This window comes from Mycobacterium sp. NGS54 (assembly GCF_059812465.1).
Map to the genome: position 1 here is coordinate 357,664 of NZ_JCALCS010000005.1, position 21,619 is coordinate 379,282.

The 21,619-nt window shown below is 63.0% G+C and carries 20 protein-coding genes and 2 pseudogenes; 6 read left to right on the top strand and 16 right to left on the bottom strand.

All coding sequences use genetic code 11. The features are described from left to right. Positions 1–159: 159 nt before the first annotated feature. Positions 160–1,461, top strand: coding sequence for a phenylacetate--CoA ligase family protein (locus AC5Y5E_RS17625; protein ID WP_499904063.1), 1,302 nt, complete (start codon positions 160–162; stop codon positions 1,459–1,461). Beyond that, a complete protein-coding gene (locus tag AC5Y5E_RS17630) occupies positions 1,458–2,144 on the top strand; it encodes a hypothetical protein (RefSeq protein ID WP_083169315.1) in 687 nt (228 codons plus the stop codon). The genes AC5Y5E_RS17625 and AC5Y5E_RS17630 overlap by 4 nt, the downstream gene beginning before the upstream one ends. Before the next feature lie 70 nt (positions 2,145–2,214). On the opposite strand, the gene AC5Y5E_RS17635 is transcribed toward AC5Y5E_RS17630, so the two are convergent. The 5 genes from AC5Y5E_RS17635 to AC5Y5E_RS17655 all read right to left on the bottom strand — a co-directional run bounded on the left by AC5Y5E_RS17635 (position 2,215) and on the right by AC5Y5E_RS17655 (position 7,621). After that, the gene (locus tag AC5Y5E_RS17635; RefSeq protein ID WP_067926447.1) at positions 2,215–2,451 is read right to left on the bottom strand and encodes a hypothetical protein; all 237 of its coding nucleotides are present in this window, start codon (positions 2,449–2,451) and stop codon (positions 2,215–2,217) included. After that, entirely contained in the window at positions 2,451–3,596 is a 1,146-nt protein-coding gene (locus AC5Y5E_RS17640; protein ID WP_426628972.1) for an amidohydrolase family protein, read from the bottom strand. Before AC5Y5E_RS17640 ends, AC5Y5E_RS17635 begins: the two co-directional genes overlap by 1 nt. A gap of 467 nt (positions 3,597–4,063) precedes the next feature. Continuing rightward, the gene (locus AC5Y5E_RS17645) at positions 4,064–5,323 is read right to left on the bottom strand and encodes a cytochrome P450 (RefSeq protein ID WP_499904064.1); all 1,260 of its coding nucleotides are present in this window, start codon (positions 5,321–5,323) and stop codon (positions 4,064–4,066) included. 42 nt (positions 5,324–5,365) lie between these two features. Beyond that, positions 5,366–6,820 (bottom strand): aldehyde dehydrogenase, encoded by a 1,455-nt coding sequence (locus AC5Y5E_RS17650; RefSeq protein WP_426628970.1) that lies wholly within the window; start codon positions 6,818–6,820, stop codon positions 5,366–5,368. Between the two features lie 36 nt (positions 6,821–6,856). Beyond that, on the bottom strand, positions 6,857–7,621 hold the full coding sequence (locus AC5Y5E_RS17655; protein WP_083169307.1) for an SDR family NAD(P)-dependent oxidoreductase: 765 nt from the start codon (positions 7,619–7,621) through the stop codon (positions 6,857–6,859). A 625-nt stretch (positions 7,622–8,246) separates the two neighbouring features. Here AC5Y5E_RS17655 and AC5Y5E_RS17660 point away from each other — a divergent pair. Together AC5Y5E_RS17660 and AC5Y5E_RS17665 are read left to right on the top strand one after the other, a co-directional pair. Next, positions 8,247–8,588 carry an SDR family NAD(P)-dependent oxidoreductase gene (locus AC5Y5E_RS17660; protein ID WP_499904065.1) on the top strand — a complete coding sequence of 114 codons (342 nt, stop codon included), beginning with the start codon at positions 8,247–8,249 and terminating at the stop codon, positions 8,586–8,588. Positions 8,589–8,626: 38 nt separating this feature from the next. Further along, positions 8,627–9,652: a TetR/AcrR family transcriptional regulator gene (locus tag AC5Y5E_RS17665; protein ID WP_499904066.1), complete on the top strand. Its 1,026-nt coding sequence runs from the start codon at positions 8,627–8,629 to the stop codon at positions 9,650–9,652. A 235-nt stretch (positions 9,653–9,887) separates the two neighbouring features. On the opposite strand, the gene AC5Y5E_RS17670 is transcribed toward AC5Y5E_RS17665, so the two are convergent. Next, positions 9,888–10,112, bottom strand: a complete 225-nt coding sequence (locus AC5Y5E_RS17670; RefSeq protein ID WP_083169303.1) for a hypothetical protein — start codon at positions 10,110–10,112, stop codon at positions 9,888–9,890. 43 nt (positions 10,113–10,155) lie between these two features. Next, positions 10,156–10,734, bottom strand: a complete 579-nt coding sequence (locus AC5Y5E_RS17675) for a TetR family transcriptional regulator (RefSeq protein ID WP_083169301.1) — start codon at positions 10,732–10,734, stop codon at positions 10,156–10,158. Positions 10,735–10,893: 159 nt separating this feature from the next. Between AC5Y5E_RS17675 and AC5Y5E_RS17680 the strand changes: the two genes are divergently transcribed. Beyond that, positions 10,894–11,706 carry a mycofactocin-coupled SDR family oxidoreductase gene (locus tag AC5Y5E_RS17680; RefSeq protein ID WP_499904067.1) on the top strand — a complete coding sequence of 271 codons (813 nt, stop codon included), beginning with the start codon at positions 10,894–10,896 and terminating at the stop codon, positions 11,704–11,706. A 34-nt stretch (positions 11,707–11,740) separates the two neighbouring features. Next, positions 11,741–12,925 carry a pre-mycofactocin synthase MftD gene (gene mftD, locus AC5Y5E_RS17685; protein ID WP_499904068.1) on the top strand — a complete coding sequence of 395 codons (1,185 nt, stop codon included), beginning with the start codon at positions 11,741–11,743 and terminating at the stop codon, positions 12,923–12,925. Between the two features lie 192 nt (positions 12,926–13,117). Here mftD and AC5Y5E_RS17690 read toward each other — a convergent pair. The 9 genes and pseudogenes from AC5Y5E_RS17690 to AC5Y5E_RS17730 all read right to left on the bottom strand — a co-directional run. Continuing rightward, positions 13,118–13,396, bottom strand: a pseudogene (locus AC5Y5E_RS17690) (SDR family NAD(P)-dependent oxidoreductase); the annotation flags it as partial. A 396-nt stretch (positions 13,397–13,792) separates the two neighbouring features. Then, entirely contained in the window at positions 13,793–15,394 is a 1,602-nt protein-coding gene (locus tag AC5Y5E_RS17695) for a GMC family oxidoreductase (protein ID WP_083169293.1), read from the bottom strand. Positions 15,395–16,155: 761 nt separating this feature from the next. Further along, complete coding sequence (locus AC5Y5E_RS17700; protein WP_426628965.1) at positions 16,156–16,953, bottom strand: GntR family transcriptional regulator; 798 nt, start codon at positions 16,951–16,953, stop codon at positions 16,156–16,158. Between the two features lie 44 nt (positions 16,954–16,997). Next, positions 16,998–18,155 (bottom strand): acyl-CoA dehydrogenase family protein, encoded by a 1,158-nt coding sequence (locus AC5Y5E_RS17705; protein WP_426628964.1) that lies wholly within the window; start codon positions 18,153–18,155, stop codon positions 16,998–17,000. Positions 18,156–18,178: 23 nt separating this feature from the next. Next, positions 18,179–19,402 (bottom strand): CaiB/BaiF CoA transferase family protein, encoded by a 1,224-nt coding sequence (locus tag AC5Y5E_RS17710; protein ID WP_499904269.1) that lies wholly within the window; start codon positions 19,400–19,402, stop codon positions 18,179–18,181. Between the two features lie 550 nt (positions 19,403–19,952). Further along, positions 19,953–20,567 carry a DUF6537 domain-containing protein gene (locus AC5Y5E_RS17715; protein ID WP_499904069.1) on the bottom strand — a complete coding sequence of 205 codons (615 nt, stop codon included), beginning with the start codon at positions 20,565–20,567 and terminating at the stop codon, positions 19,953–19,955. 17 nt (positions 20,568–20,584) lie between these two features. Beyond that, positions 20,585–21,223: an isochorismatase family protein gene (locus AC5Y5E_RS17720; RefSeq protein ID WP_499904070.1), complete on the bottom strand. Its 639-nt coding sequence runs from the start codon at positions 21,221–21,223 to the stop codon at positions 20,585–20,587. Between the two features lie 12 nt (positions 21,224–21,235). Continuing rightward, positions 21,236–21,466, bottom strand: a pseudogene (locus AC5Y5E_RS17725) (SDR family oxidoreductase); the annotation flags it as partial. Next, positions 21,406–21,603, bottom strand: a complete 198-nt coding sequence (locus tag AC5Y5E_RS17730; RefSeq protein ID WP_169718411.1) for a hypothetical protein — start codon at positions 21,601–21,603, stop codon at positions 21,406–21,408. The gene AC5Y5E_RS17730 and the pseudogene AC5Y5E_RS17725, both read right to left, overlap by 61 nt. Positions 21,604–21,619 lie beyond the last annotated feature (16 nt).

Sequence of the window (21,619 nt, forward strand, 5' to 3'; positions counted from 1 at the left end):
CGAATCCATTCTCCAGCCACGGTAATGCGCGCGGGAAGCGGCAGCAGCGGGTGCGATGTCAGCGCCGGAGCGCCTTGACTCGCCCGGCTGCTCAAGCCATGATGTGGTATGGAGAATGAGTATACTGTTTAACTATCGACGGCGAATCCCCGGAGACCGATGAGTCAAGAAGATCTGTTCGAACCTGAAATAGAGGCCATGCCGCGGCCGGAACTCGAACAACTGCAGGAGCAACGCGTTCTCGAGCTGATTCCGTATGTTTACGAGCGGTCGGACTTCTACCGCATGCACTGGGATGAAGCGGGGGTCAAGCCAGCCGACATCCGGTCGTTGCAGGATTTCAAGGAGCGAATCCCGTTCATCAATAAGGACATGATCCGCGATTACCGGGAGAAGACCGGCGACCCGTATGGAGGGATCCTGTGCGTCGACCCGGCCGATTTGACGTCGATCGCGTCGAGTTCGGGGACCACCGGTGACCCGACGTTCTTCAACGAGCAATATGACGAGTACATCCCGCTGATGGTGGGTTGGGTGCGGGCACTTTGGGAGCACGGCCTGCGACCGGGCGACCACGCGATCACCGGGTCAGCGACGTTTCGCGGTGCGTCCTGCCACGAGCACCGAATCCTCGGTGTCGTACCGATAGCGATCGACAGCTGGTTTGGCCAATGGGATGCGGTGCTGGACGCCATCAAGCGGTACGACGTCAGGCAGATCCATGTTGTGGGACCGCTGATTTCGGAACTCGAGCGTCTCAGTCATCACCGCGACATGCGTGAGGCGCTGGCTCCGCTGAAGTTCATGACCTTCGCCGGTGAGCCGATGGGGTCGCGCATGCAGCAGACCGTCCGGGAGGAATGGGACACCGACCTGGTGATGTGGACGAGCGCCGGCGACACCGGAACCGCGTGGGAATGTAAGCAGCACAACGGATACCACGTCCACGAGGACACCGTCTTGGTGGAGGACCTCGTCCCCGACAAGAACGAGTCGGTAATCGAAGGGGAAGTCGGCGAATTGGTCACGACCGACCTCGATAACCTCGTTGCGCCGTTGATCCGCTATCGCGCTGAGGATCTGGTGCGAGTGAATCGGCAGCAGTGCGAATGCGGTCGTACTCATGCCCGGTTCTGGCCGCTGGGGCGGGCGGGCGACCTGACGATCGTACGGGGCAAATCGGTCATGCCGCTGGAAGTATGGGCGGTTATCGAGCAATTCGACGAGACCCGCTCGGCGCTGTTCCAAATCATCCGGCCGCAGAAAGAGGTGGATGAGCTGCACTTGCGTGTGGGTTATGCACCGGATTTGACCAAGGACACCGGCGAACTGCGTGAGCGGATCTGCGCAGGCTTGGCCGAAGCGGTCGGTATCTCCCCGACCGTCGAATTGCTCGAGGAGAAGGAAATCGTCGCCCGTGCCTCGTCGGCGGCCAAGATTCCGAGGATTGCGAAGTCATGAGCCAACAATCGACCATCGCCAGGGCTGCAAAGCTTCAGCGGCCAGGAATCGCTTGGATCGGGCGCTACAAGGTAGGTGACGATGTCATCGACTTCACCGTCAGCGAAGACGATTTCGCACGCGACAGTGCCTGGGCTGCGCAGGTCTTACGCGGTCACGGCATCGGCAAGGGCAGTCACGTTCTGGTGACGGCCACCCCATCCGAGACGCCGTGGATTGATGCGTTTCGCGTCGGTGCTGGCGTGGCGGGCGCGGTGCATTCGAACGCCGAACCGTGGAACTGGGACGCGCGTCGTTCGGAGATGTACATCCGCCGACTGAACACCGAAATGGTGATCGGTTTGAGTGCCGAAACGGTCACAGCCATGCGGCAACTCACCGATGCCGCCGTTCGGCTCGGCTCCGTTGGCACCATCTTGGCCAGGCCGGAGGCGCTGCCGGTGCTCAACGACCTCGGCATCGAGGCGGGTTTGTACGTCCGGTTGGGTCCGGCCGTGGCCGTCACCGCGCCTGATCGTGCGGGATTGCAGTACGACGAGGAGGAGTGGGCGGTCGAGAGCGTCGATGGACAGCTTGTCGTGTCCACGGTGGGACCACGCGCGACGCGGTTCGACCGGCAGCCTACTGGCGTGGCGGGTGAAGTGACATCGACGTCGGGCGGCGCTCGTATCACCCTGCGCTGACCTCGCGCGGCAAGAAAGCGCCGGCCGGAATCTCCGGCCGGCGCTTCATCTCGTCAACAGACCGGCAGACCTAACCGCCTGCCCTGGCCGAGACCGCTTTGGCGGCCGCGGTCTCGGCGGTGTGTTTGCGGGCCAGCTCGAGCCCGGCCTGCAGGCTTTCGGCGGTCATCACCCAGTCCTTACACGAGCAGCCGCAAGAGTAAGTCCCATCGTCGAGCGGAATGACGGACTGCACGTCGCATTCACCCGAGGACACCGCGTCGGATAGGAACTCCCTCGGCGAATCGTGCAGGACATTGTCGGACATCAGGCGCCGGCACCCACGGGCTCCTCGACGGGAACCTGCGGCACATCGGGGAACAGTTCGTAGAACGTGCCGCGCATGACCCGCTCGGCCACCTTCGGATCGGCGTCGTCGAACAACTCGTGCAGAGTCTCCTGCGTGTGGCCGAACGTCCCCTCCATGTGGGGGTAGTCGCTGCCCCACATGACGTTGTGGTAGCCCATGTAGGTCGCGGCCGCGACCGCGCTTTTGTCGTGCTGGAACGAGGCGTACACCTGGCTGAAGATCTGCTCGCGGATCGGACGCTCGAGCTTGGGCCGCACCGCCATGTGGTGCTGACGGTAGCCTTCCTCCATGCGGTCGGCGATGAACGGAACCCATGTGGCGCCGCCTTCGGAGACCAACACCTTGAGGTTCGGTCGCTTGTCCAGTGCGCCGGACGCGACCAGCTTCATGACCGCCCGCTGGCCTTCGAACGTCGTCTCGGTGTAGTTGAGGACGGCGCCGCCTGGACCGCGGTACTTCTGGCCAGGGTTGCGTGTCTTGTCACTCAGATCGACGGGCTCGCTGCCGATATGGAAAGCGATGACCATGTTCGCGGCATCGCATGCGTCCCAGAACGGTTCCCACTCGGGATAGTTGTAATCCTTCTGCATGGGATGAGGCAGGGTCGGCAGGAACACCGCGCGGTAGCCCATCTCGGCGATGCGCTCCAGTTCCTTGACCGCGTCGCCGACGTCGAGTGTGGACACTTGACCGACGGTGACCAGCCGCGGGCTGGCTTTCTCCAGGGTTTCGTACGCCCAGTCGTTGCTGACCCGCAAAGCCTCACGCAGCAGTTCTGGGCTGCGGAACGACGAGCACCACAACCCAAGTGAAGGGTAGACGACCTCGCCCCACACGCCCTCGTTGTCCAGGTCGTTAATGCGCACCGATACGTCCTTGCCGCCCGGAGCGCCGACGGTCATCTCCATAAACTTGCGTGCGGCACTGGTGGGAAGTTTGCGCCGGAACGCCATACCGTCGATATGGACAGTCTCCCACTCGCCGTCCGGATCCTTGACGGACCTTGGTACGCGTTCGGCAAGGTGAGGCGGCAAGTTGTCCCGCCATAATTCGTCGGGCTCCAGGAAGTGCGAGTCACCGGAATTGGCCCAGAGTTTCGTCATCATGTCCCTTCTCTGTTCGAAGCTGAGGCAACCAGCTCGCCAGCATGGATCGGGGTCTCAATCCATCGTCGACAACAACTATACGCTGTCAAGTAACGCTGCGCGAGAGCCGCCACGACCGCTGTCCGGTCGCCGGACCGGCCCCTAAATGAGTAGTCTGCTTAGACTGCGGTGCAAGTCGCCGGTTCGACGACGGTGGGCCTGTAGCGGTCAGGGCAGCGCAGCTGCGGTTCCTCGTTGCGCCGCACGCCGGCGCGTCGCAGGCCATCGAACTCATATCGACGTCGGTGTGAAACGCTGTTTCTCTGGACCTCGATCGGTGGAATGCCGCAAGACATGGTGGCCCAGGACGTGCAGACGATCTGCGCTCCGCTCGGTCGGTTGCTGCGTGGACCGACAGCCGCCGCGCACGCCCAGTATCGATCGGCCGGCGCGCAGGCGCTCGGCTTCTCACCGGTCACTCGCGGTCAGCTCGGCATGTACTCGACCTGTAGGTGCTTGATCCCGTGCACGAAGTTGGCCCGCAGGTAGTCCGGCTCGCCCACCGTGCGGATATCTGGCAGCGTGGAGAAGAGCTTGAGGAAGAAGATGGAAAGCTCGAGTCGGGCCAGGTTCGCGCCCAGGCAGTAGTGAGGTCCGGGGGCGCCGAATCCCAAGTGCGCGATTTGCTTTCGGGTGATGTCGAATTCCGTGCCGCGTTCGAAGTAGGTTTCGTCCTGATTGCCCGAGCGGTACCAGAGCACTACTTTGTCTCCGCGCTCAAATACCTGGTCGCCGAGCATTACACCGTCGCGGGTGACCGTGCGCCGCATGTGCAAGACCGGCGAGGCCCACCGGACGATTTCTTCGACCGCAGCCTTGGTATGGGTCTGGGGATCCGCCAGCCACAGCGCCCGCTGATCGGGAAACAACGTCAAGGCGTGCATGCCGTGCGCGATTGCGTTACGGGTGGTCTCGTTGCCTGCGGTGATGAGCAGGATGAAAAACGCGGCAAGTTCCTGGGGGCTTAGGTTGTCCTCATTGCGCGCCGCGACAAGTGCGGTGGTCACATCGTCACGGGGAGTGTTGATCCGATCGTTGGCGAGTTCTGCTAGCAGCGCGGCGAGTTCGTCGCTGGCGGCGTAGATGGCCGAGCCGACCGCTCGCGGACTCTGGTCGGGGACGTATTCAGGATCGCTTGCGCCCATGATGATGTTGGTGAGGTCGAATATGCGCCGTTCATAGCTGCGCGGAACCCCCATCATGTCGTTGACGATGCGGAGCGGAAGCAGGGCCGCAACTTCGGTGACGAAGTCGCATGCACCACGCTCGCGCACGCTATCGAGGATGGCCCGGCTCTGTTGATCGACGTCGGCGCGCACGCGCTCGAGCGAGCGGGGAGTGAAGCCGCGGGAGACGATCTTTCGTACGCGGGTGTGCTCGGGGTCGTCCATAGTGATCACCGAACTGCGGTACTCGAGCATGGCCTGCGACTGATCGAAGATGAGCGTGCCTTGCCCCGAGCAGAAGTCTCCGGCGCGGCGGCTTACCTCCCGGATGTCGTCGTAGCGCGTCAACGCCCAAAAGCCTCCGCCGCGCGGGTTGCCTTGCGTGTCGCGCTCTGGACAGTACGGGCGGGGTTCGTTGGCGCGTAGCCATGCGAACGCGGCGTCTCGCTCGTTGGCCGGTCTGGTCCACCAGCTCAGGTCGTCGAGGTCAATTGTGGGTGTGCTGTCAACGGATGCCATCGCGCGCTACCTTTTTGTCGGTCGGACGGTCGTGGGTTCGGGTCATTCGTCGGTGGTCCCGCCTAGCAGGATCGATTGGTATTCGATGAAGCCGGTGACGCCCTCGGGGCCACCTTCGCGGCCGATGCCTGATTCTTTGAAGCCGCCGAAGGGACTACCTAGATCGATTGGGGCTGAGGAGTTTACGGCGACTGAACCGGCTCGTAGCCGGGCAGCGAGGCGTTCGGCGCGGGTCGGGTCGGAGGTCCATACGCTGGCCGCCAAACCGTAGGGCGTGTCATTGGCGATCCGGACGGCCTCGTCGTCGTCGGAGTATTCGATAGCAAGCGCCACCGGGCCGAAGATCTCGTTACGGGCCAGCGCGGACGTGGTGTCGACGTCGGCGAACAACGTCGGCTCGAAGTAGTGGCCGGTGGTCAGGTCCGCCGGTCGGCGTCCGCCGGCGACGAGTCGGGCGGTCTTTGCGCCCTGCTCGACGGTGGCTTCGATCCGTTGCAGTGCCTGTGCCGAGATGACGGGGCCGATTTCGGTGGCGCGATCCGCGGGATCTCCGACGCGAAGGGACCGGACACGGTCGGCGAGCGCGCGGACCATTTCGTCATACCGTGTGCCGGGAATCAGTATGCGGGACAACGACGTACATACTTGGCCGCTACCGGCCATCGCGCCGAGCACTAGCGCGTCGATCAGCGCCTCGGAGATTTCGGCATCGTCGGTGACGATGGCGGCGGACTTGCCGCCGAGTTCCAGGGTGAGGCGGCGCAGGTCGCGGCCGCAGGCCTCCGCTATCCGGCGGCCCACTGCCGTCGATCCGGTGAAGCTGACCTTGTCGATTTCCGGGTGAGTCACCAGATGTGCGCTGACGGAGTCGTCGGCGGGGACGACGTTGAGGATGCCCCGCGGGATTCCCGCTTGTTCGGCGGTTTCAGCGAGCACGAACAGCGACAGGGGGGCCTCCAGCGACGGCTTGAGTACCACCGGGCAGCCGGCCAGCAACGCCGGCGCGATCTTGAGTGCGGTGGTGAATAGTGGTGCGTTCCATGGGACTACGGCGGCGACGACACCGACCGGCTCGCGTCGGACCAGCACGGTCCCGCCGGTCAATGCCGGGCGTGTCTCCCGCCATGGATAGGTGGTGGCGAGCCGTTGATGCACGCGAAGTACGCCGATCGCCGAGCCGACTTGGGCATTGGCGGCCCAGGCGCGCGGGCTGCCCACCTCGTCGGAGATGAGTTCGGCCAGTTCGTCACCGCGCGCCTTGAGCGCTTTGGCCAATCGGGCGAGGCGCTCGCCGCGCTCGGCGGGCCCAAGGTCGAGCCACTCACGACTTTCGTGGGCCGCCCGGGCCGCGCGCACCGCGCGATCGACGTCAGCGACAGCGGCCAGCGGCACTTGGCCGATTGGCAATTCGGTGGCGGGTGAGTGAACCTCGACGTGGGTGTCGGTGTGCGGCTTGAGCCACTGTCCGTCGATGAATAGTCGGTCGTATGTCCGCATGCGGTGTCCTCCGCGGTTGGCTAGCTATCGGGGCGCTCAGCGGAGCAGGGTGCGGCCACCGTCGACCATGAGGGTGGCCCCTGTGACGTAGCGCAGATCGGTGGCCAAAGACACGATGACCGGTGCGATGTCGGTTTCGGAGTCGCCGAGCCGTCCTAGTGGGACCTTCTTCAGCACACCGTCGAACCAGCGGGAATGCTGCTCGGCGTATTTCGCCACGTTCTCCGTCAGGGCGGCAGGGCACAAGACGTTGACCGTGATCCCGTAGCGGCCCCATTCCTTGGCAGCGTGCTTTGTGAGCCCGCGGATCGCTTCCTTGTTGGTGCCGTACGCGGAGAACCCCGGGTCGCCGTCGACGCCAGTGGACGACGCCATGTTCACGATGGTGCCGCCGGTCTGCTTCATGTACGGCAAGCACATTTGCATGGCATGGAAGGTTGGGAACAGCCCGCCATTCATCGCCGATTGCACCATGTCACTGGTGGTGTCCTCCAACGGGACCGGTACTCCCGCGCTCACCCCGCTCTGAGCGTTGTTGACCAAGATGGTCGGTGAGCCGAATTCGGACACGGTGCGGTCGATAACGCCCTTCAGCGCGTCGATGTCGGACACGTCGCAGCCGATGGCGATCGCCGTTCCACCGGAGGCGGTGATCTGCTCGACGACGTCGGCCACCCGGGAGTGCGTGCGGCTCGCCGCGCACACCGATGCGCCCTCGGCGGCCAATCGCACGGCGATCCCTCGGCCGATGCCCTGGCCGGCGCCGGTCACGATGGCCACCTGTCCCTTGAGTCTGCTCATTGCGGTGCTGGCTCCCATCCGTGCTCGTGGTCGAATGCGCTCATCGGCGGCCGGCGGGCCGCGAAACGGCATTATTCTCGGCGTTTCGGCCCACGGGGCTTGGCGGTAATCGTCCGTGGGCCACGGCCAACGGGCCAATAAAGAGTGTACTATATGTCTGATGCGGGACTGCTGCGGTGGCGAGATCGCGTAGGTAGCCTGACACGATATCGTTCTGCAGAGCGATGCCCAGCCCACGGCGCCGGTGAGCCAGAACTCCTCGGCGATGATGCGTTGAAGCGGAAATCGACGATGTCGGCACCCCCGTACTTCGCGGGCATCTCCCAGCCCAGCAGATTTAGCTTGCCTACTTCTCGGTCGACGTGGCCGCGTTGCTACGACTCCTCGGTATGCGGCACACGGGAGGTTCGAACCACGAGCGTGCGGTGTTGCGGAACTCATCGTGTGCGGGCTCGAGAATCTTGCGTTTCACCTGACCTCCATCGGTGCGGGCATCCGATGGTCGCCCGGCGTGATCGGCGACTGACCCATGAACCCAATAAGCTGATACTCAAAGCAACAGCCGATTCCTACACGTTATACCTAATATATGGGGTGGTTGATTGCATTAATCTCATCCTAAATCTTGGCCCCTGAGGATCTGGACGAGACTACCTGGCTGGTCGAGAAGGCCGGGCGCCGGATCGTGGCCGGACAGGCCGACGTTCGCGATGGGGATCAGTTGACGACGCTGATCGATCGGGGACTTGATGAATTGGGACGGCTGGACTTCTTCTTGGCCAATGCCGGGATCATGCCCAGTATTGGCGAACCGTCGCAACAACTCTCGGCGTTTCGTGATGCCATCGACGTCATGCTCACCGGCGTGTACCAGACCATCGAGGCGCAGGGCAGGTCATCAGCGTTGACGGCGGCATCGGTACTCAACGGGGGTATCTGGCCGACGTCGCCGAACTCGTTGGGATGAAGTGGCGCAGCTAGGACGTGGATGGATTGAGTCAGCGGGTGCAGGTGGCCAAGGCGCCCATCTGGGTTGGGTTGACCGGCGGTTGGGAGGGCCACATCGACGGGGGGTATCCCATGGGCACGACGGAGGGTGTCGGTAACGTCGCGCAGCGCGCGAGGATCTTCGGTCGCTGTAAACCGCAGTGGAGCAAACAGGTGTGGGGGGCCGCATCGACGGTGCGGGCGGGTGTTGGTGGCACTAAGTGGTGGTGCGGTGGTGATGGGGGTCGGCTCCCATTAGGACCCACAGCGAATGCGTTGTCGCGTGGTGGCGTCTGCATCGCGGCGCTTTACCATTACCATTCAGCTACTGAGGTTGCGGTGAAACACCGATTGGAGACGTGCCATAGTTCGCAGTGCTGCTACCCCCGCTCGGGCGGCGAGGGGCCGTCACGTAGCAAGCCGCCGGCCCTGACTGAGGAGCAGATCGTCGAGGCGGCGCTTCAGGTTATCCGCGACGAAGGCTTGGAGGCGCTGTCGATGCGTCGGCTGTCGCGTCAGCTCAAGCGATCTGCGATGGCCGCATACTGGTACGTCTCGGATAAACAAGAGTTGCGGGACCTCGTTGCGGGCAGGTTGTTGTCGAGGGTCGAACTGCCTGATCCAGAGTCTGGCCCGTGGGATGTGCGAATCCGCGCCGTCATCCAAGACATCGATACACAGTTGCACAGTTATCCCGGGATTGCGGCGATCCTGTTGGAGCGCATGCGCCGAACCGACCGACGCCTCATGAACGGCATCATCGAGATTCTGCTCAGCGCTGGTTTCGAGGGCCCCGATGTGTTCCTCTCGTACGCGATGATTCACACCTACCTCTTTGGTCGGTACCAGGTGGTTGGGCTTGGCGACGACCTCAACACCGCCGATCTCGAGGACACGTTGGCGGCGTTGGTACCCCATCTTGCCGGCCTGCACGGCGCCGACTTCTTCAACTACGGAATCGACACCATCATCGAAGGTCTGCGGGTCCAACTTGCCGCGCGCCGGCCCGCCGCGCTCCGGCGCAAGACGCGCGCGTCCGAGTGACAGCGCCTTAGCCATTACGGGTCACCCGAAATTGGCGGGCGAGGATCTATGCGGCGTCCGTAGGTTGCTAGGGCCGTTATGCGCTGTATAAGTAGTCGGCGTCGCGTGAGCTCAGTGTCAGGGCCGCGATCAGGCTCGCTTTCTGCATGCCAGATCTAGGTCTAAAGGTGTTTCTTTTCAGGCGAATTGGTAGTGCTTTTGCCATCGGGTTGTTGACCGACGTGGATCGGATCGGTTAGCGATCGATCGTTTCGCGGAGATCGTCCGGCAGGGCGCCGGCGGTGATGTCTTCAGATTGGCCGAGGCCGGCGGGAAACATGATCGAGGTGCGCACGAATTGGCCGCCGTCGGCGGAATGGAGTACGCGACTAGACATGTACGCCGATTCATTGGACGCGAGGAACAGCGCGACGTAGGCATTGTCGCGCAGGTCGGGTGCTCGATCCAGCCGCACCGGCACGGCCCGCTTGTCGGGATCTCAGCGCACCGTCGGGCAGGTCCGCTTACAGATAGGGATGCAAGACCGATAGGAATTGGCGAGCGAGGACGAATTCGGAGATCTTCGGATCGTCGTGATGCGCCTGCAGCGCAACCCGGAATGCGCTGATCACCACTGATGACAGGAAATCAGCGGTCGGCGAGTCTGGCTGAAGTCCCAGGCGCGCGGCCAGCAATGGCCGCAACGCGCGTTGAGAGTCGGCGTGGATCCGCAGCCAGGTCGGTTCGAGTTCGGGTGAGTTGGGCAGTGTGACGAGAAACTCGCGATACCGCTCGGAGTACTCGCCCTCTGCCGCTTGCGCGAAGGCGGCGATGAGGTTCTCGACCAAAGGGGCGTCTGGATCGGTGTCAGCGAAAGCTTGAATGCAGGTCCTCCACATGGTGTCCAGGATGGGCGCGATCGCGTCAGCTTTCGTGCGGAAGTACCGATGGAAGGTGCGCACGGATACGCCCGCGGCGACGGCGACGGCGTCGATGGTGGTGTTGTCGAAGCCGTTGGCGGCGAACAACGCCAAAGCGACTGTCGAGATCTCTAATTCGGTGGCCTGCCGTCGGCGACGCCGTAAGTCACCCAACTCCATCATGCAGTGATGATACACACATTACGCCAACATGACATTTTCTGCCATGATGGCGTAATGTGAAGTTGCTGCGGTTGGTGGGTGCGGACCTGCAACGTGGCCGGATGCAAGAACCCTGGCGTCGAGGCGTCAGGCATCAGATGACAACAGGAGGAGGCACCCATGAACCGGGTAATTGGCAAGGTCGCTCTCGTTACAGGTGCGGCGCGCGGGCAGGGTCGAGCCGAGGCGGTCAAGCTCGCCCAGGAGGGCGCCGATGTGATCATCACCGACGTGTGCGCCCGGGCCACCGAGACCGACTACCCGCCAGCCACTGTCGAAGACCTCGCCGAAACCGCTCGGCTGGTGGAGAAGACCGGTCAGCGGGTTGTTCATTCGGTTGCCGACGTACGGGACCTTGCCGCGTTGGAAAGCCTTGTGCGCGAGGGTGTTGCAGAACTCGGGCGATTGGACATCGTCGTGGCCAACGCAGGGATCGTTAGTTGGGGCCGGTTTTGGGAGATGAGCCCACAAAGGTGGCAGGACATGATCGATATCAATCTGACCGGGGTCTACAACACGTTGCGCGCAGCCGCGCCGGCGATGATAGAAGCCGGTAACGGTGGGTCGGTCATTGCCACCAGCTCGGTCGCCGGAATCAAGTCGCTACCGGGGCAAGCCCACTACAGCGCCGCCAAGCACGGGGTCGTGGGGCTGGCCAAGTCGGCCGCCATCGAACTCGCCCCGTATCGCATCCGGGTCAACACCGTGCACCCGTGGGCGGTGAACACGGCCATGGGTCAACAGGGGACCGAAATGCAGAAAATCTTCTCCGACAACCCTTCCTACGCCGCGGCGATGGGACAGTACTGGTTCGATCCGGCGATCTCCGAGCCCGACGACATCGCCAATGTCGTGGTATTCCTGGCCAGCGACGAGTCGCGGACGATGACCGGCGCCCAGATCACCGTCGATCACGGCGCCACCAAGATCTGATCTCAAACCCCACCGCAAAGAAGGACCTCTAGTCATGGCAAATCCATGGTTCGAAACCGTCGGCGAAGCTCAGCGCCGCGCGAAACGCAGACTGCCGCGCTCGGTATACTCCGCCTTGATCGCCGGAACCCAGGCTGGCGTAACTGTCAATGACAACGAAAAAGCCTTCGGCAAACTCGGATTCGCACCGCACGTGATCGGGGTGCAGGCCCAGCGCGATCTGACCACGACGGTATTGGATCAGCATATTTCCATGCCGGTTTTGATCTCTCCCACCGGAGTTCAGGCTGTCGATCCTGACGGTGAGGTCGCCGTGGCCCGCGCCGCCGCTGCGCGCGGGATCGCCATGGGGCTCTCAAGCTTCGCGTCCAAACCGATCGAGGAGGTGGTTGCCGCCAACGACAAGACGCTCTTCCAACTCTATTGGTTGGGATCGCGCGACGAGATTCTGGCCAGGGCCATGCGCGCTAAGGACGCCGGCGCAACAGGATTGATCGTCACCACCGACTGGGTTTTCAACGTCGGTCGCGACTGGGGCAGCCCCGAAATACCCGAACGGGTCAATCTGAGGGCACTGATGAAGCTCGCACCCGAGATTGCGGTGCGGCCGCGGTATGCGCTGCGCTGGGTGCGCGGGGGCAAGGTCACCATCCCGGATCTGACTGTCCCGAACATCAATGGCAAAAATGCCCCCGCGCCAACCTTCTTCGAAGCCTACGGTCAGTGGATGGACACCCCGCCGCCCACGTGGGATGACCTTCGATGGCTACGCGAGCAGTGGGATGGACCGTTCATGGTCAAGGGAATCACCCGTATCGACGACGCCAGGCGGGCTGTCGACATCGGCGCCTCTGCCATCTCGGTGTCCAACCACGGTGGGAACAACCTCGATGGAACGCCGGCGACGATCCGCGCTCTGGGTCCTGTCGCAGACGCGGTAGGCCACGAGGTCGAAGTCCTTCTCGACGGCGGCGTGCGCCGAGGTAGTGATGTGGTCAAAGCACTCGCCTTGGGTGCGCGCGCGGTGATGATCGGGCGCGCCTACCTGTGGGGCCTGGCGGCCAACGGCCAGGCCGGAGTGGAGAACGTGCTGGATCTGCTACGCATGGGCATCGATTCGACGCTGATGGGGCTGAGCTGCAGCAGGGTCCAGGAGGTCAACCGCGAACACATCATCGTCCCCGCAGGATTCGAGTCTGCGCTGGGCGTTTCTGCCTGACCTGCGGGTCGCAGGGTCACGGTCGGTCGACGCAGCCTCGACCGGGAGACAGTCAAGTCAGACGACGGCAACTGCACGCAATCGACTCGGACGCACCGGCTTTCGGTTGCAGCGTCAGGCGCAGTGCGCCGCTGTGAGCGCCCTCGCCATCGTGATCTGACAAGAGGCCCGCCCCGCGCGCTCGGGGCGACCACCGAAGCCGCCGTGGGTGATGACGGCGTACCTGAGCGTGTCGAGTTCGCTGGCCTTAGCGATGGCGCCAGCGACGCTGTCGTCGTTTGCGACGTCGGTGTTGACGAAGACTGCCCCCTCACCAAGCTCGTCGGCGAGCTTGTGGCCTTTGTCGTCGGCTAGGTCGGCGATGACAACCTTGAGACCGTCGGCGTGAAGCCGCCGAAGGGTGGCCTCCCCCAGCCCGCCCGCACCACCGGTCACGATGGCCGATGCGCCGCTGAAAACCTGCTGGGTCAATGCGAACTCCTTGTGTCGGTGAAGCCATGCTCGATGTCGCTGGGCGCGTTCCAAACTCATTGGCGGCCCTATCATCTAAACCATATAGCGCATTGCGGTGCGCTCGTGCACCGCCTCTGGGGTCGGCCCTCGCCGCGTGTGCGATGTTTGGGGCGTGGTCTGCGACGACGATCTCGTGCCGGTGCCGAGCGAAAGGCGATTCAGCCGTGGGTGGGCGTTGGCCTGGCCAGCAGCATCGAGTCGCTGCCTGTCGGTCGGTCCGTACCGACTTGGGAGACGATCAGTATCCCGAATGCGATCAAGCAGCGAGCCGCCGCGACCAGCGGAAGTCTTCCGGCGGAGATCGGTGGCGGCTGCTGGCGTGTTCGGGGAGCGCCTCCATTGATACCCGCCGCGTCAGCGGTCGGCGAGGATGAGGTCTGCAGCCCGCCAGGCCATCGCCATCACCGGCCCGTTTAGATTGCCCGACACCATCGTCGGCATGACCGAGCAGTCCATGACGCGCAGACCGTCGACTCCACGCACCCGCAGTGTCGCGTCGACGACATCATCGTCGGCGGAGCCCATGGCGCAGGTGCCCACGGCGTGGTAGCCGCAGTAGCCCTGATCGAGCGAGGCGTCGATGATCTCCTGATCGGAAATCACTTCAAGTCCGGGCCGCGTTTCCTCAACGATCTCGTCGGCGATGGGCGACTGCTCGAAGATGGTGCGCAGGGTGCGGAACAGGCCCGTGATCGTGTCCCGATCGTGCCGAGTCGCATAGAAGTTGGGGTCGATGTCCATCGGCGCATTGGGATCGCGGGATGTGATCGTCACTGAGCCTTCGCTGTCGGGCCGAGAGATGAACCCGATCACTTGTAGGCCCGGTTGGCGCTCCACGCCGACGTCTTGTCCGGGCTCTAGCGGTTTGGCTGAGAAGGGCGCCATGAGCAGTTGAGCGTCCGGACGGTCTTTATCGGGGGACGTCTTGAAGAAGCCCAGCACGTCGTATGCCGAGGTAGACATCGGCCCCTTGTGGGTGGCGAGATACTCTATGCCACTGAGCGCTTGTGCCAGCGGTGTTGCCAACTTCCGGTTGTATCCGACGTCGCGCTTGAGCCGGTATTGAACCGCACAACAACGGTGTTCTCGCATCCGGCGCCCGACGTTGGGGCTGTCGACAATGGTGTCGATCTTGAGGCGTCGCAGTTCGGCGGAATCACCGATCCCGGACAGCTGCAGCAGCTTTGGCGTCGCCAGGCTGCCAAGGCACAGGATGACCTCGCGACCGGCAGTGAATGTGACTGGCATGTTTTTTGCGACGGCCGTGACGCCGGTCGCCTTATCGCCCTCGAATACCACTCCGGTGACTTGTGTATTCACCGAGATCGTCAGGTTGGGGCGTTTGCGGACCGGGCGCAGAAACGCCCACGCAGAACTGATCCGGCGCCCGTTTTTGATGGTCCGGGTCGCCGGCCCGACCCGGCACGAGTCGTCGGCGTTGAGATCGTCGGTGATCGTCATCCCCAATCCGGCGGCCGAGCTGATGAATTCGGCACAGATGGCGGGGAGGTGTTCGTCGACGGACACATCGAGTGGGCCGCCGACACCTCTGGTGGCGGCTGCGCCGAGCCCATGGTTTTCCATCTGCAGATAGATGGGCAGAATGTCGTTCCATCCCCAGCCAGGGTTGCCGAGCTTCACCAGGGTGTCGTAGTCGGCTGCGGCTCCCCGGTTGTACACCATGCCGTTGATGGCACTTGATCCGCCAAGCATGCGACCGCGCGTCCATTGCTCGACCAGCTGGGACGGGCCGATCGGCCGCACGGGATAATGCCAGGCGAGGGTGGGATGACCGACGAGCTTCCCAAAACCCTTCGGAATACGCACCAATGGGCTGCGGTCGCGCGGGCCGGCCTCGACAAGCAGCACTCGGTTAGCGGGATCCGCAGACAGCCGGTTCGCCAGGACGCATCCCGCCGAACCGGCACCGACGATGATGTAGTCGAAGTGGCTCATGGCGGCGACGCTCTCCTTTGTGAGATGTGACTTTTGCGCTGCGGAGCGAGTACGCGGTGTCGATACCGAGCGCTACTGGCGTGACGCATATAGTACACTCTTTACTGATCTGCTGGCGGGCCCTCTATTTGGGGCGTCGGGCGCTGCGTCGAATCGGGGTCGTGTCCAGCGTGTTGGCACCTGTCAGGTCGGGTGATGTGGGGTGTGGGCAGCGTCGTGACCCGAAGGCATTTGCGCAAGTGCGCTCGCCGATGACAGGTGCGACCATCGCTGGCGGCGGTTGGTAGTGTGCGGCCGAGTTGCTCTACTGCCAGATCCAGCTAGGGCACGATCGTGATGTTTTGCCGCGACAGTCGCTTCGCTTTCAGCGCATGTTCGGCGTGCTGCCGCTGATCGCGGTTTGTCTGGCCATAGTTCGGAGACTCTATGATTTGAGGACTCAGTGGGCAACCGGCCCAGGAGACCCCCGAATTCAAGCTCATCGCTGACGTCATAGTCCGGACTGGGATCCCAGGGTCACCTCCACGGAGATTCAAGTCAACCCGTACCGTGTATAAATTTATCTGTTTTGATCTAGTGTGTGTGGCCTGCGTGCCGCAGGCACGGATCGGCGCTCAACGGGCCAGTTTGGAATCGTGACGGCCCTGAGATAGGGCAGAGGTCGGCGCGAAGTGGTAGACCGAGGGCCATGCGGACGTCTCAGGTGCGGAGCTTGCCGCCGGATTCCCGGCGGACCTATCACTACTACAACAGGCCAGTCGTTAGGCGCCGTCGTGGTGGAGTTGGCGGGGTGTGTGCGAGCCTGCCAGCGATACAGAATCTCGCCGTAGTGTCACGCGGTAGGTGTAGTGCTCGGGCAAAAAGTAGCTAATCGATAATTCGACCGGTTCACCGAGGTCGTTGGAGTAAAGCCGGTCCACCCGCAAGACGGGATGGCTGAGGGGGCAGCGCAGTTCGGCTGCAACCTGGTCAGAGGCCAGCGCCACCGTAATGGACTGCGCCGCTTGGGTAATAGGCCGGTCCAGGCGGGGATCGAGCAATCCGATCACGGTGGCCGTACTGACAGCGTCGGCTTTGAGTTCGGGGGCGTCTGCTAGAAGTTGGGCGCACGGGGGAGTGAGGTGAACGGTTGTCACGACGAAGGGGACGTCGTCGTGCAGTCGTATAAACACGATCGTGTACTGGGCGTCGGATTCGAGGCGCAGTCGGCCCGCGGCTTCGATGTCAATGCAGCGTTGCAGTGGGCTGACGACCCGCATGGTGGTGTCTAAGGACAGACACATCAGGTCTTCGATTGAACCCAGTTGGCGCAGGTAGCGGCCTGCCCTGCCCTCTGCGGCGAACGTGCCTCGGCCCGGGACTCGGTAGACCAGGCCCTCGGCAACCAATTCGGAAAACGCATGCCGAATTGTTTGCCTGCTCAATCCGTAAGACTGCGAGAGCTCGGATTCTGTAGGCAATTGCTCGCCGTTTGAGTAGCGGCCGGAGGTGATCTGGGCGCGCAGGTCGCGGGCGACTTGCCGGTACGCCGGTCCGCTGTCTGATCGGCTGAGTGTCATCGTCTCGAGGGTATTAGCCGCTCGCCGGGATCGCGGTCGATCCGTCAGATGGCATCGACGCCACGCTCGATGAGTTGCGTGGCAATGACGTTGCGCTGGATCTCGTTGGTGCCCTCTCCCACGATCATCAGCGGGGCGTCGCGGAAATAGCGTTCGACGGGATACTCCGTGGAATACCCATACCCGCCGTGGATGCGCACCGCGTCCAAGGCGATCTGCATGGCGGCTTCGGAGGCGAACAGTTTTGCCATTCCCGCTTCCATGTCGCAGCGCTGGTTGCTGTTGAAGCGTTCAGCGGCCAGCAAGGTGAGTTGGCGCGCGGCGGCAAGTTTGGTGGCCATGTCCGCCAGCATGTTACCCACGGCCTGGTGTTTCCAGATGGGTTTATCGAAGCTCTCGCGCACTTGGGCGTATGCCAGCGCGTCCTCAAGAGCCGCGCGTCCGACCCCCAGCGCTCGTGCGGCGACCTGGATGCGGCCGGTCTCCAGGCCTTTCATCATTTGACTGAACCCTTTGCCGGTGGCGCCGCCGAGAACGGCGTCTGTGGTGGCCCGGTAGTCGGCGAAGCGCAACTCACAGCTCTCCACGCCTTTGTAGCCGAGCTTTGGTAGGTCGCGGGAGACTTCGAGGCCGGGCCCATGCTGCACAAGGAGAATTGACATGCCCGTGTGAGGGGGCTTTGCTTGGGGATCTGTTTTGCACAGCAAGGCGATGAGGCCGGCACGGCGAGCGTTGCTGATCCATGTCTTGGCTCCGTTGATGACGTAGTTGTCGTCGAGCAGCGATGCGGTCGTCGTCATGGCTTGCAGGTCAGACCCACCGCCGGGTTCGGTGAGGGCCATGGTGGCGCGCAATTCGCCAGTTGCCATGGGCGGCAAATAGGTTTGTTTCTGCTCCTCGGTGCCGAAATCCAACAGCAGCTTAGCCACGACGGTGTGTCCGCCCATCGCACCGGCCAGGCTCATCCAGCCTCGGGCGAGTTCTTCGGTGACGTGCACGTAGCAGGGCATCGAGACCTCGGCACCACCGTATTGTTCGGGTATGGCGAGACCATAGATGCCAATCCGCTTCATCTGTTCAATAAGTTTGTCCGGGTAGGTGTTCGCGTGCTCGAGTTCGGTGACGACCGGCTTGACGTCGCGGTCGACGAAGCGCCGCACGGTCTTGATGAGCAGTTCCTCTTCTTCGGTTAAAGACGCCATGGTGGTTCTTTCTTCGCAAGGGTTTATACGGTGCGCGAGGTGCGCAGGTCGACGATTTGCTCACTGGTGTAACCCAATTCGGTGAGGACTGAATCGGTGTGCTGGCCTAGGCTTGGCACGGGTCCCAGCACCACCGGGACACCGGACAAGGTCGCAGGTGGCGACAGTGCGCGTATCGGGCCGTTAGGGGTGTCCACCTCACCCCAACGGTGCCGTTGGGTCAAGGATCGGTGCGCGATGAGGTCCGCGACCGAGTTTATCGATGCAGTGGCGACGGCTGCTTCGTCCAGCAGGGCGAGGGCATCGATCGTCTTCAGCTTGGACAATCGGTCGGCGATGAGGGCATTGCACTCGTCGCGGTGGGCCACCCTGGCGGAGTTGCTCGCGAAGCGTTCATCGTGCGCTAGTTCGGGCAGCGCCAACACGATTCGACAGAAGCTGGCCCATTCGCGTTCGTTTTGAACTGCCAGCAGTATGGAGCCGTCGGCGGTTTCAAAGGGGCCGTATGGGGCGATCGTGGCGTGCTGGGCGCCAAAGCGGGCTGGTTGACGGCCGCTGTAGTGGCTGTAATACATTGGCGCACCCATCCATTCGGCCATGGCGTCAAACAACGACACCTCGACTGGGCCGGCCTGACCGGTTTTCGCGCGGCGCAGCAACGCCGTCAGGATGCCGCTGAAGGCGTACATTCCGGCGGCGATGTCGGCGATGGAAATGCCGACTTTGGCCGGCGATGACGGCGTGCCGGTCAACGACAGCAGGCCGGACTCGCCCTGCACCAGCAGGTCGTAGGCTTTTCGCTGGGCGTCTTGGCCGACGGCGCCATAGCCCGAAATGCTGCAGACGATTATGTTCGGGTGACGTCGGGCTACCGCGTCGGCATCCAGATCGATCCGCCCCGCGGCCCCTGGGCCCAGATTGTGCACTAGCACATCGGCTTTGGACAACAGCGCTTCCAAGATTGCCCGGCCCGCTGCGCATTTGAGGTCGATAGTAAGGGACTCCTTGGACCGGTTGAGCCACACGAAGTAGCTGGACTGGCCCAACACCGTCTCGTCATAGTGGCGAGCGAAGTCGCCGCCGTCGGGCCGCTCGATCTTGATCACCCGGGCACCCAGGTCCGCCAGTTGCCGGGTCGCGAATGGCGCGGCGACGGCCTGCTCAACGCTGACCACGGTGGTTCCTTCTAGTGGCAACGGTTCCTGCAACGTCGACGATCTCCTGGGCGATGAAGGCCTACTGACCATGTACGGCCAAATATACATCTGGCCGTATTTTGATCTGCCAATGGGTGGGCCAGCCATGGCTTTAGGTTCGGCATATGCCTTCTTGACCTGGTGGTATAGGCCCAGCGGCACCCCGGTACGGCCAAGGATAAGCGTTAACCTTATTTGGCGATTTGTCTGGCGGCTGTGGGATGGAGCGCTAAACGGCCGCGATGGCCCGCGGAGCCAGGACGCGCGGCCAAGACGGGTTCCTCTCCCTGCCCGCACGCATCAGCGAAACCTCCGCGATCCGGACTGTTGGTGCTCCAAAGCAAGGGCCGGTATTTTGCGGTCACGTTCGGTTTCGGTCGCAGCCTGCTTGGCCGGGCAACCTCGCAAATCGCTGCCCAACTCCGAATCGTGCTGATCGCTGATCTCGACGACCATCCGAATCGCCCGCTCCCGCAGCTCGGGCGGGTAAAGCCTCGACGTACTCCCTGACATGACTCCAACCTTCCCAAGAAGTGGAGTCTCCGACATGCCGGTTCACTTTGAACCAGGACCGTTCTGCTGCGGACCTCATCAAGGGCTGTCAGGCTGACAGTATCGACGCGTCGATCTCAAGTTCCCGTAGCCGGGCTACATAGCGGCGAAGGTTATACATCTTTACCTCTTCGTACCCGCGGATCAGGTCGGGGGCCGAGGCGATGGCTATAGCCCTGTCGTAGCTATCGTGAGTGAGGGTGGCCAGAAGTTCATTTAGGCATGACTCGTAGTGGGTGATCAGCTTGCGCTCCATACGCCGGATCCGCGTATACGCGAAGGGATCGAAAGGGTGACCGCGTAGGAGCTTTCCCTTTGCGAGCAGCCGCAGCGCGAAGTGCACGCGGGGTCCCATGCTGATCTTCTTCTTGCGGCCAAGGGCTTTTAAGATCGGTGGGTGCAGCTTGTAGGTCAGCCCTTTAGCCCCGGGTATCTGTGTCGTCACCGATTCCAGGAATGCCGGGTCAGTGAGCATGCGCGCGACTTCGTATTCGCCCTTGTAGGCAAGCAGCTTGAAGAAGTTGCGCACGACAGCTCCAGAGAGTTCGGTGCGGTCGGTGATCGCGCGCTCCTGCGACCATACGTTTTGAGTCAGAGTGATTAGCCGACTGGCCAAGCGCTCGCCCTGGTATGCGATGAGGTCTGCGCTGCGGTGCTCCAGCACGTCTCGTGTTGTACCGGTTACAGAACAGGCGGCGAGTAGTCGCCGGGGTAACGCGGCCGATCGACGGTCCATGACCCGATGAGCTCGTCGATAGTGGTCAGGCGACCGAGCTTCGCCATCGTGTGGGTGAGCACCTGCTGGCCATAGTCGGGCGGTGTCCCCGCGACGGCGTCACGGGCCACGATGAGGTGGAAGCCCGCGTCGGACAGGTGCGCGGCGGTGACGGGGAGCGCCAGATTCAACGAAACCCCGGCCAGCACAACAGTGTCCACGCCGAGACCCCTCAGCACCGCAAGCAGGTCGGTGTCCAGTGTCGGAAACAGGCCGTGGCGGCGCGGCACCACCACGTCAGAGGGTGCCAACAGCTCGGACATGACCTGTGTGGCCGGTGCGCTGGGCTCCCAGTCCGCGGTGGCTGGCGCCAATACCCGCCAAATTCTCGCCGTACCGACTGTCTCTGCTTCGCACGCTCCCTCGTAGGTCGCGTGCACGACGTGTACGCCTGCGATGCGCGCCGCGTCGAGGAGGCGCTGCAGATCGGTGACGAGGCGTGGGCAGTCCTGCGCGAGCAGCGGCAGCACCGAATCCGGTCCCAGCACACCGGTTTGGCACTCGACACATAGCACGGCGATGCGGCGGCGGTCGATAGCATGCATTGGCGCCATCACTTAGCGTCGATCGCCCATGCCGGCGTCGACCTTCAGAACACTTCCGGTGAACGACCGTCCGGCCTCCGATATCAGAAACAGCACCGCGTTGCTGACGTCCTTCGGTTCGATGAGCAGGAGATCGGGCAGCGCGGTCTGCATCGCATTGACGAGATTCGTGTTCTGTTCGATCACCTTGAACAGGACGGGATTGTCGGTGACCATCGGCGTGGCACAGTTGGTCGGTGCGACGCGTCGGCGGCCACGCCGAGGATCTCCTCGGTGGCCGGGTTGATGTTGTCGATGACCTGACCGCTCGACGCGTCGCGCAGCCGGCGGTCGATGAACATCCGAGGTTCGGGATGGAAATCGACAGCACTGGTCGGCATTGGTGCGATCGTCATT

What these genes read in the sequence shown, in the direction of transcription:
- AC5Y5E_RS17625 (WP_499904063.1), top strand. Translation starts at nt 160, where the DNA reads ATGAGTCAAGAAGATCTGTTCGAACCTGAAATAGAGGCCATGCCGCGG.
- AC5Y5E_RS17630 (WP_083169315.1), top strand. Translation starts at nt 1,458, where the DNA reads ATGAGCCAACAATCGACCATCGCCAGGGCTGCAAAGCTTCAGCGGCCA.
- AC5Y5E_RS17635 (WP_067926447.1), bottom strand. Translation starts at nt 2,451, where the DNA reads ATGTCCGACAATGTCCTGCACGATTCGCCGAGGGAGTTCCTATCCGAC.
- AC5Y5E_RS17640 (WP_426628972.1), bottom strand. Translation starts at nt 3,596, where the DNA reads ATGACGAAACTCTGGGCCAATTCCGGTGACTCGCACTTCCTGGAGCCC.
- AC5Y5E_RS17645 (WP_499904064.1), bottom strand. Translation starts at nt 5,323, where the DNA reads ATGGCATCCGTTGACAGCACACCCACAATTGACCTCGACGACCTGAGC.
- AC5Y5E_RS17650 (WP_426628970.1), bottom strand. Translation starts at nt 6,820, where the DNA reads ATGCGGACATACGACCGACTATTCATCGACGGACAGTGGCTCAAGCCG.
- AC5Y5E_RS17655 (WP_083169307.1), bottom strand. Translation starts at nt 7,621, where the DNA reads ATGAGCAGACTCAAGGGACAGGTGGCCATCGTGACCGGCGCCGGCCAG.
- AC5Y5E_RS17675 (WP_083169301.1), bottom strand. Translation starts at nt 10,734, where the DNA reads ATGATGGAGTTGGGTGACTTACGGCGTCGCCGACGGCAGGCCACCGAA.
- AC5Y5E_RS17680 (WP_499904067.1), top strand. Translation starts at nt 10,894, where the DNA reads ATGAACCGGGTAATTGGCAAGGTCGCTCTCGTTACAGGTGCGGCGCGC.
- mftD (WP_499904068.1), top strand. Translation starts at nt 11,741, where the DNA reads ATGGCAAATCCATGGTTCGAAACCGTCGGCGAAGCTCAGCGCCGCGCG.
- AC5Y5E_RS17695 (WP_083169293.1), bottom strand. Translation starts at nt 15,394, where the DNA reads ATGAGCCACTTCGACTACATCATCGTCGGTGCCGGTTCGGCGGGATGC.
- AC5Y5E_RS17700 (WP_426628965.1), bottom strand. Translation starts at nt 16,953, where the DNA reads ATGACACTCAGCCGATCAGACAGCGGACCGGCGTACCGGCAAGTCGCC.
- AC5Y5E_RS17705 (WP_426628964.1), bottom strand. Translation starts at nt 18,155, where the DNA reads ATGGCGTCTTTAACCGAAGAAGAGGAACTGCTCATCAAGACCGTGCGG.
- AC5Y5E_RS17710 (WP_499904269.1), bottom strand. Translation starts at nt 19,402, where the DNA reads ATGGTCAGTAGGCCTTCATCGCCCAGGAGATCGTCGACGTTGCAGGAA.
- AC5Y5E_RS17720 (WP_499904070.1), bottom strand. Translation starts at nt 21,223, where the DNA reads ATGCATGCTATCGACCGCCGCCGCATCGCCGTGCTATGTGTCGAGTGC.
- AC5Y5E_RS17730 (WP_169718411.1), bottom strand. Translation starts at nt 21,603, where the DNA reads ATGCCGACCAGTGCTGTCGATTTCCATCCCGAACCTCGGATGTTCATC.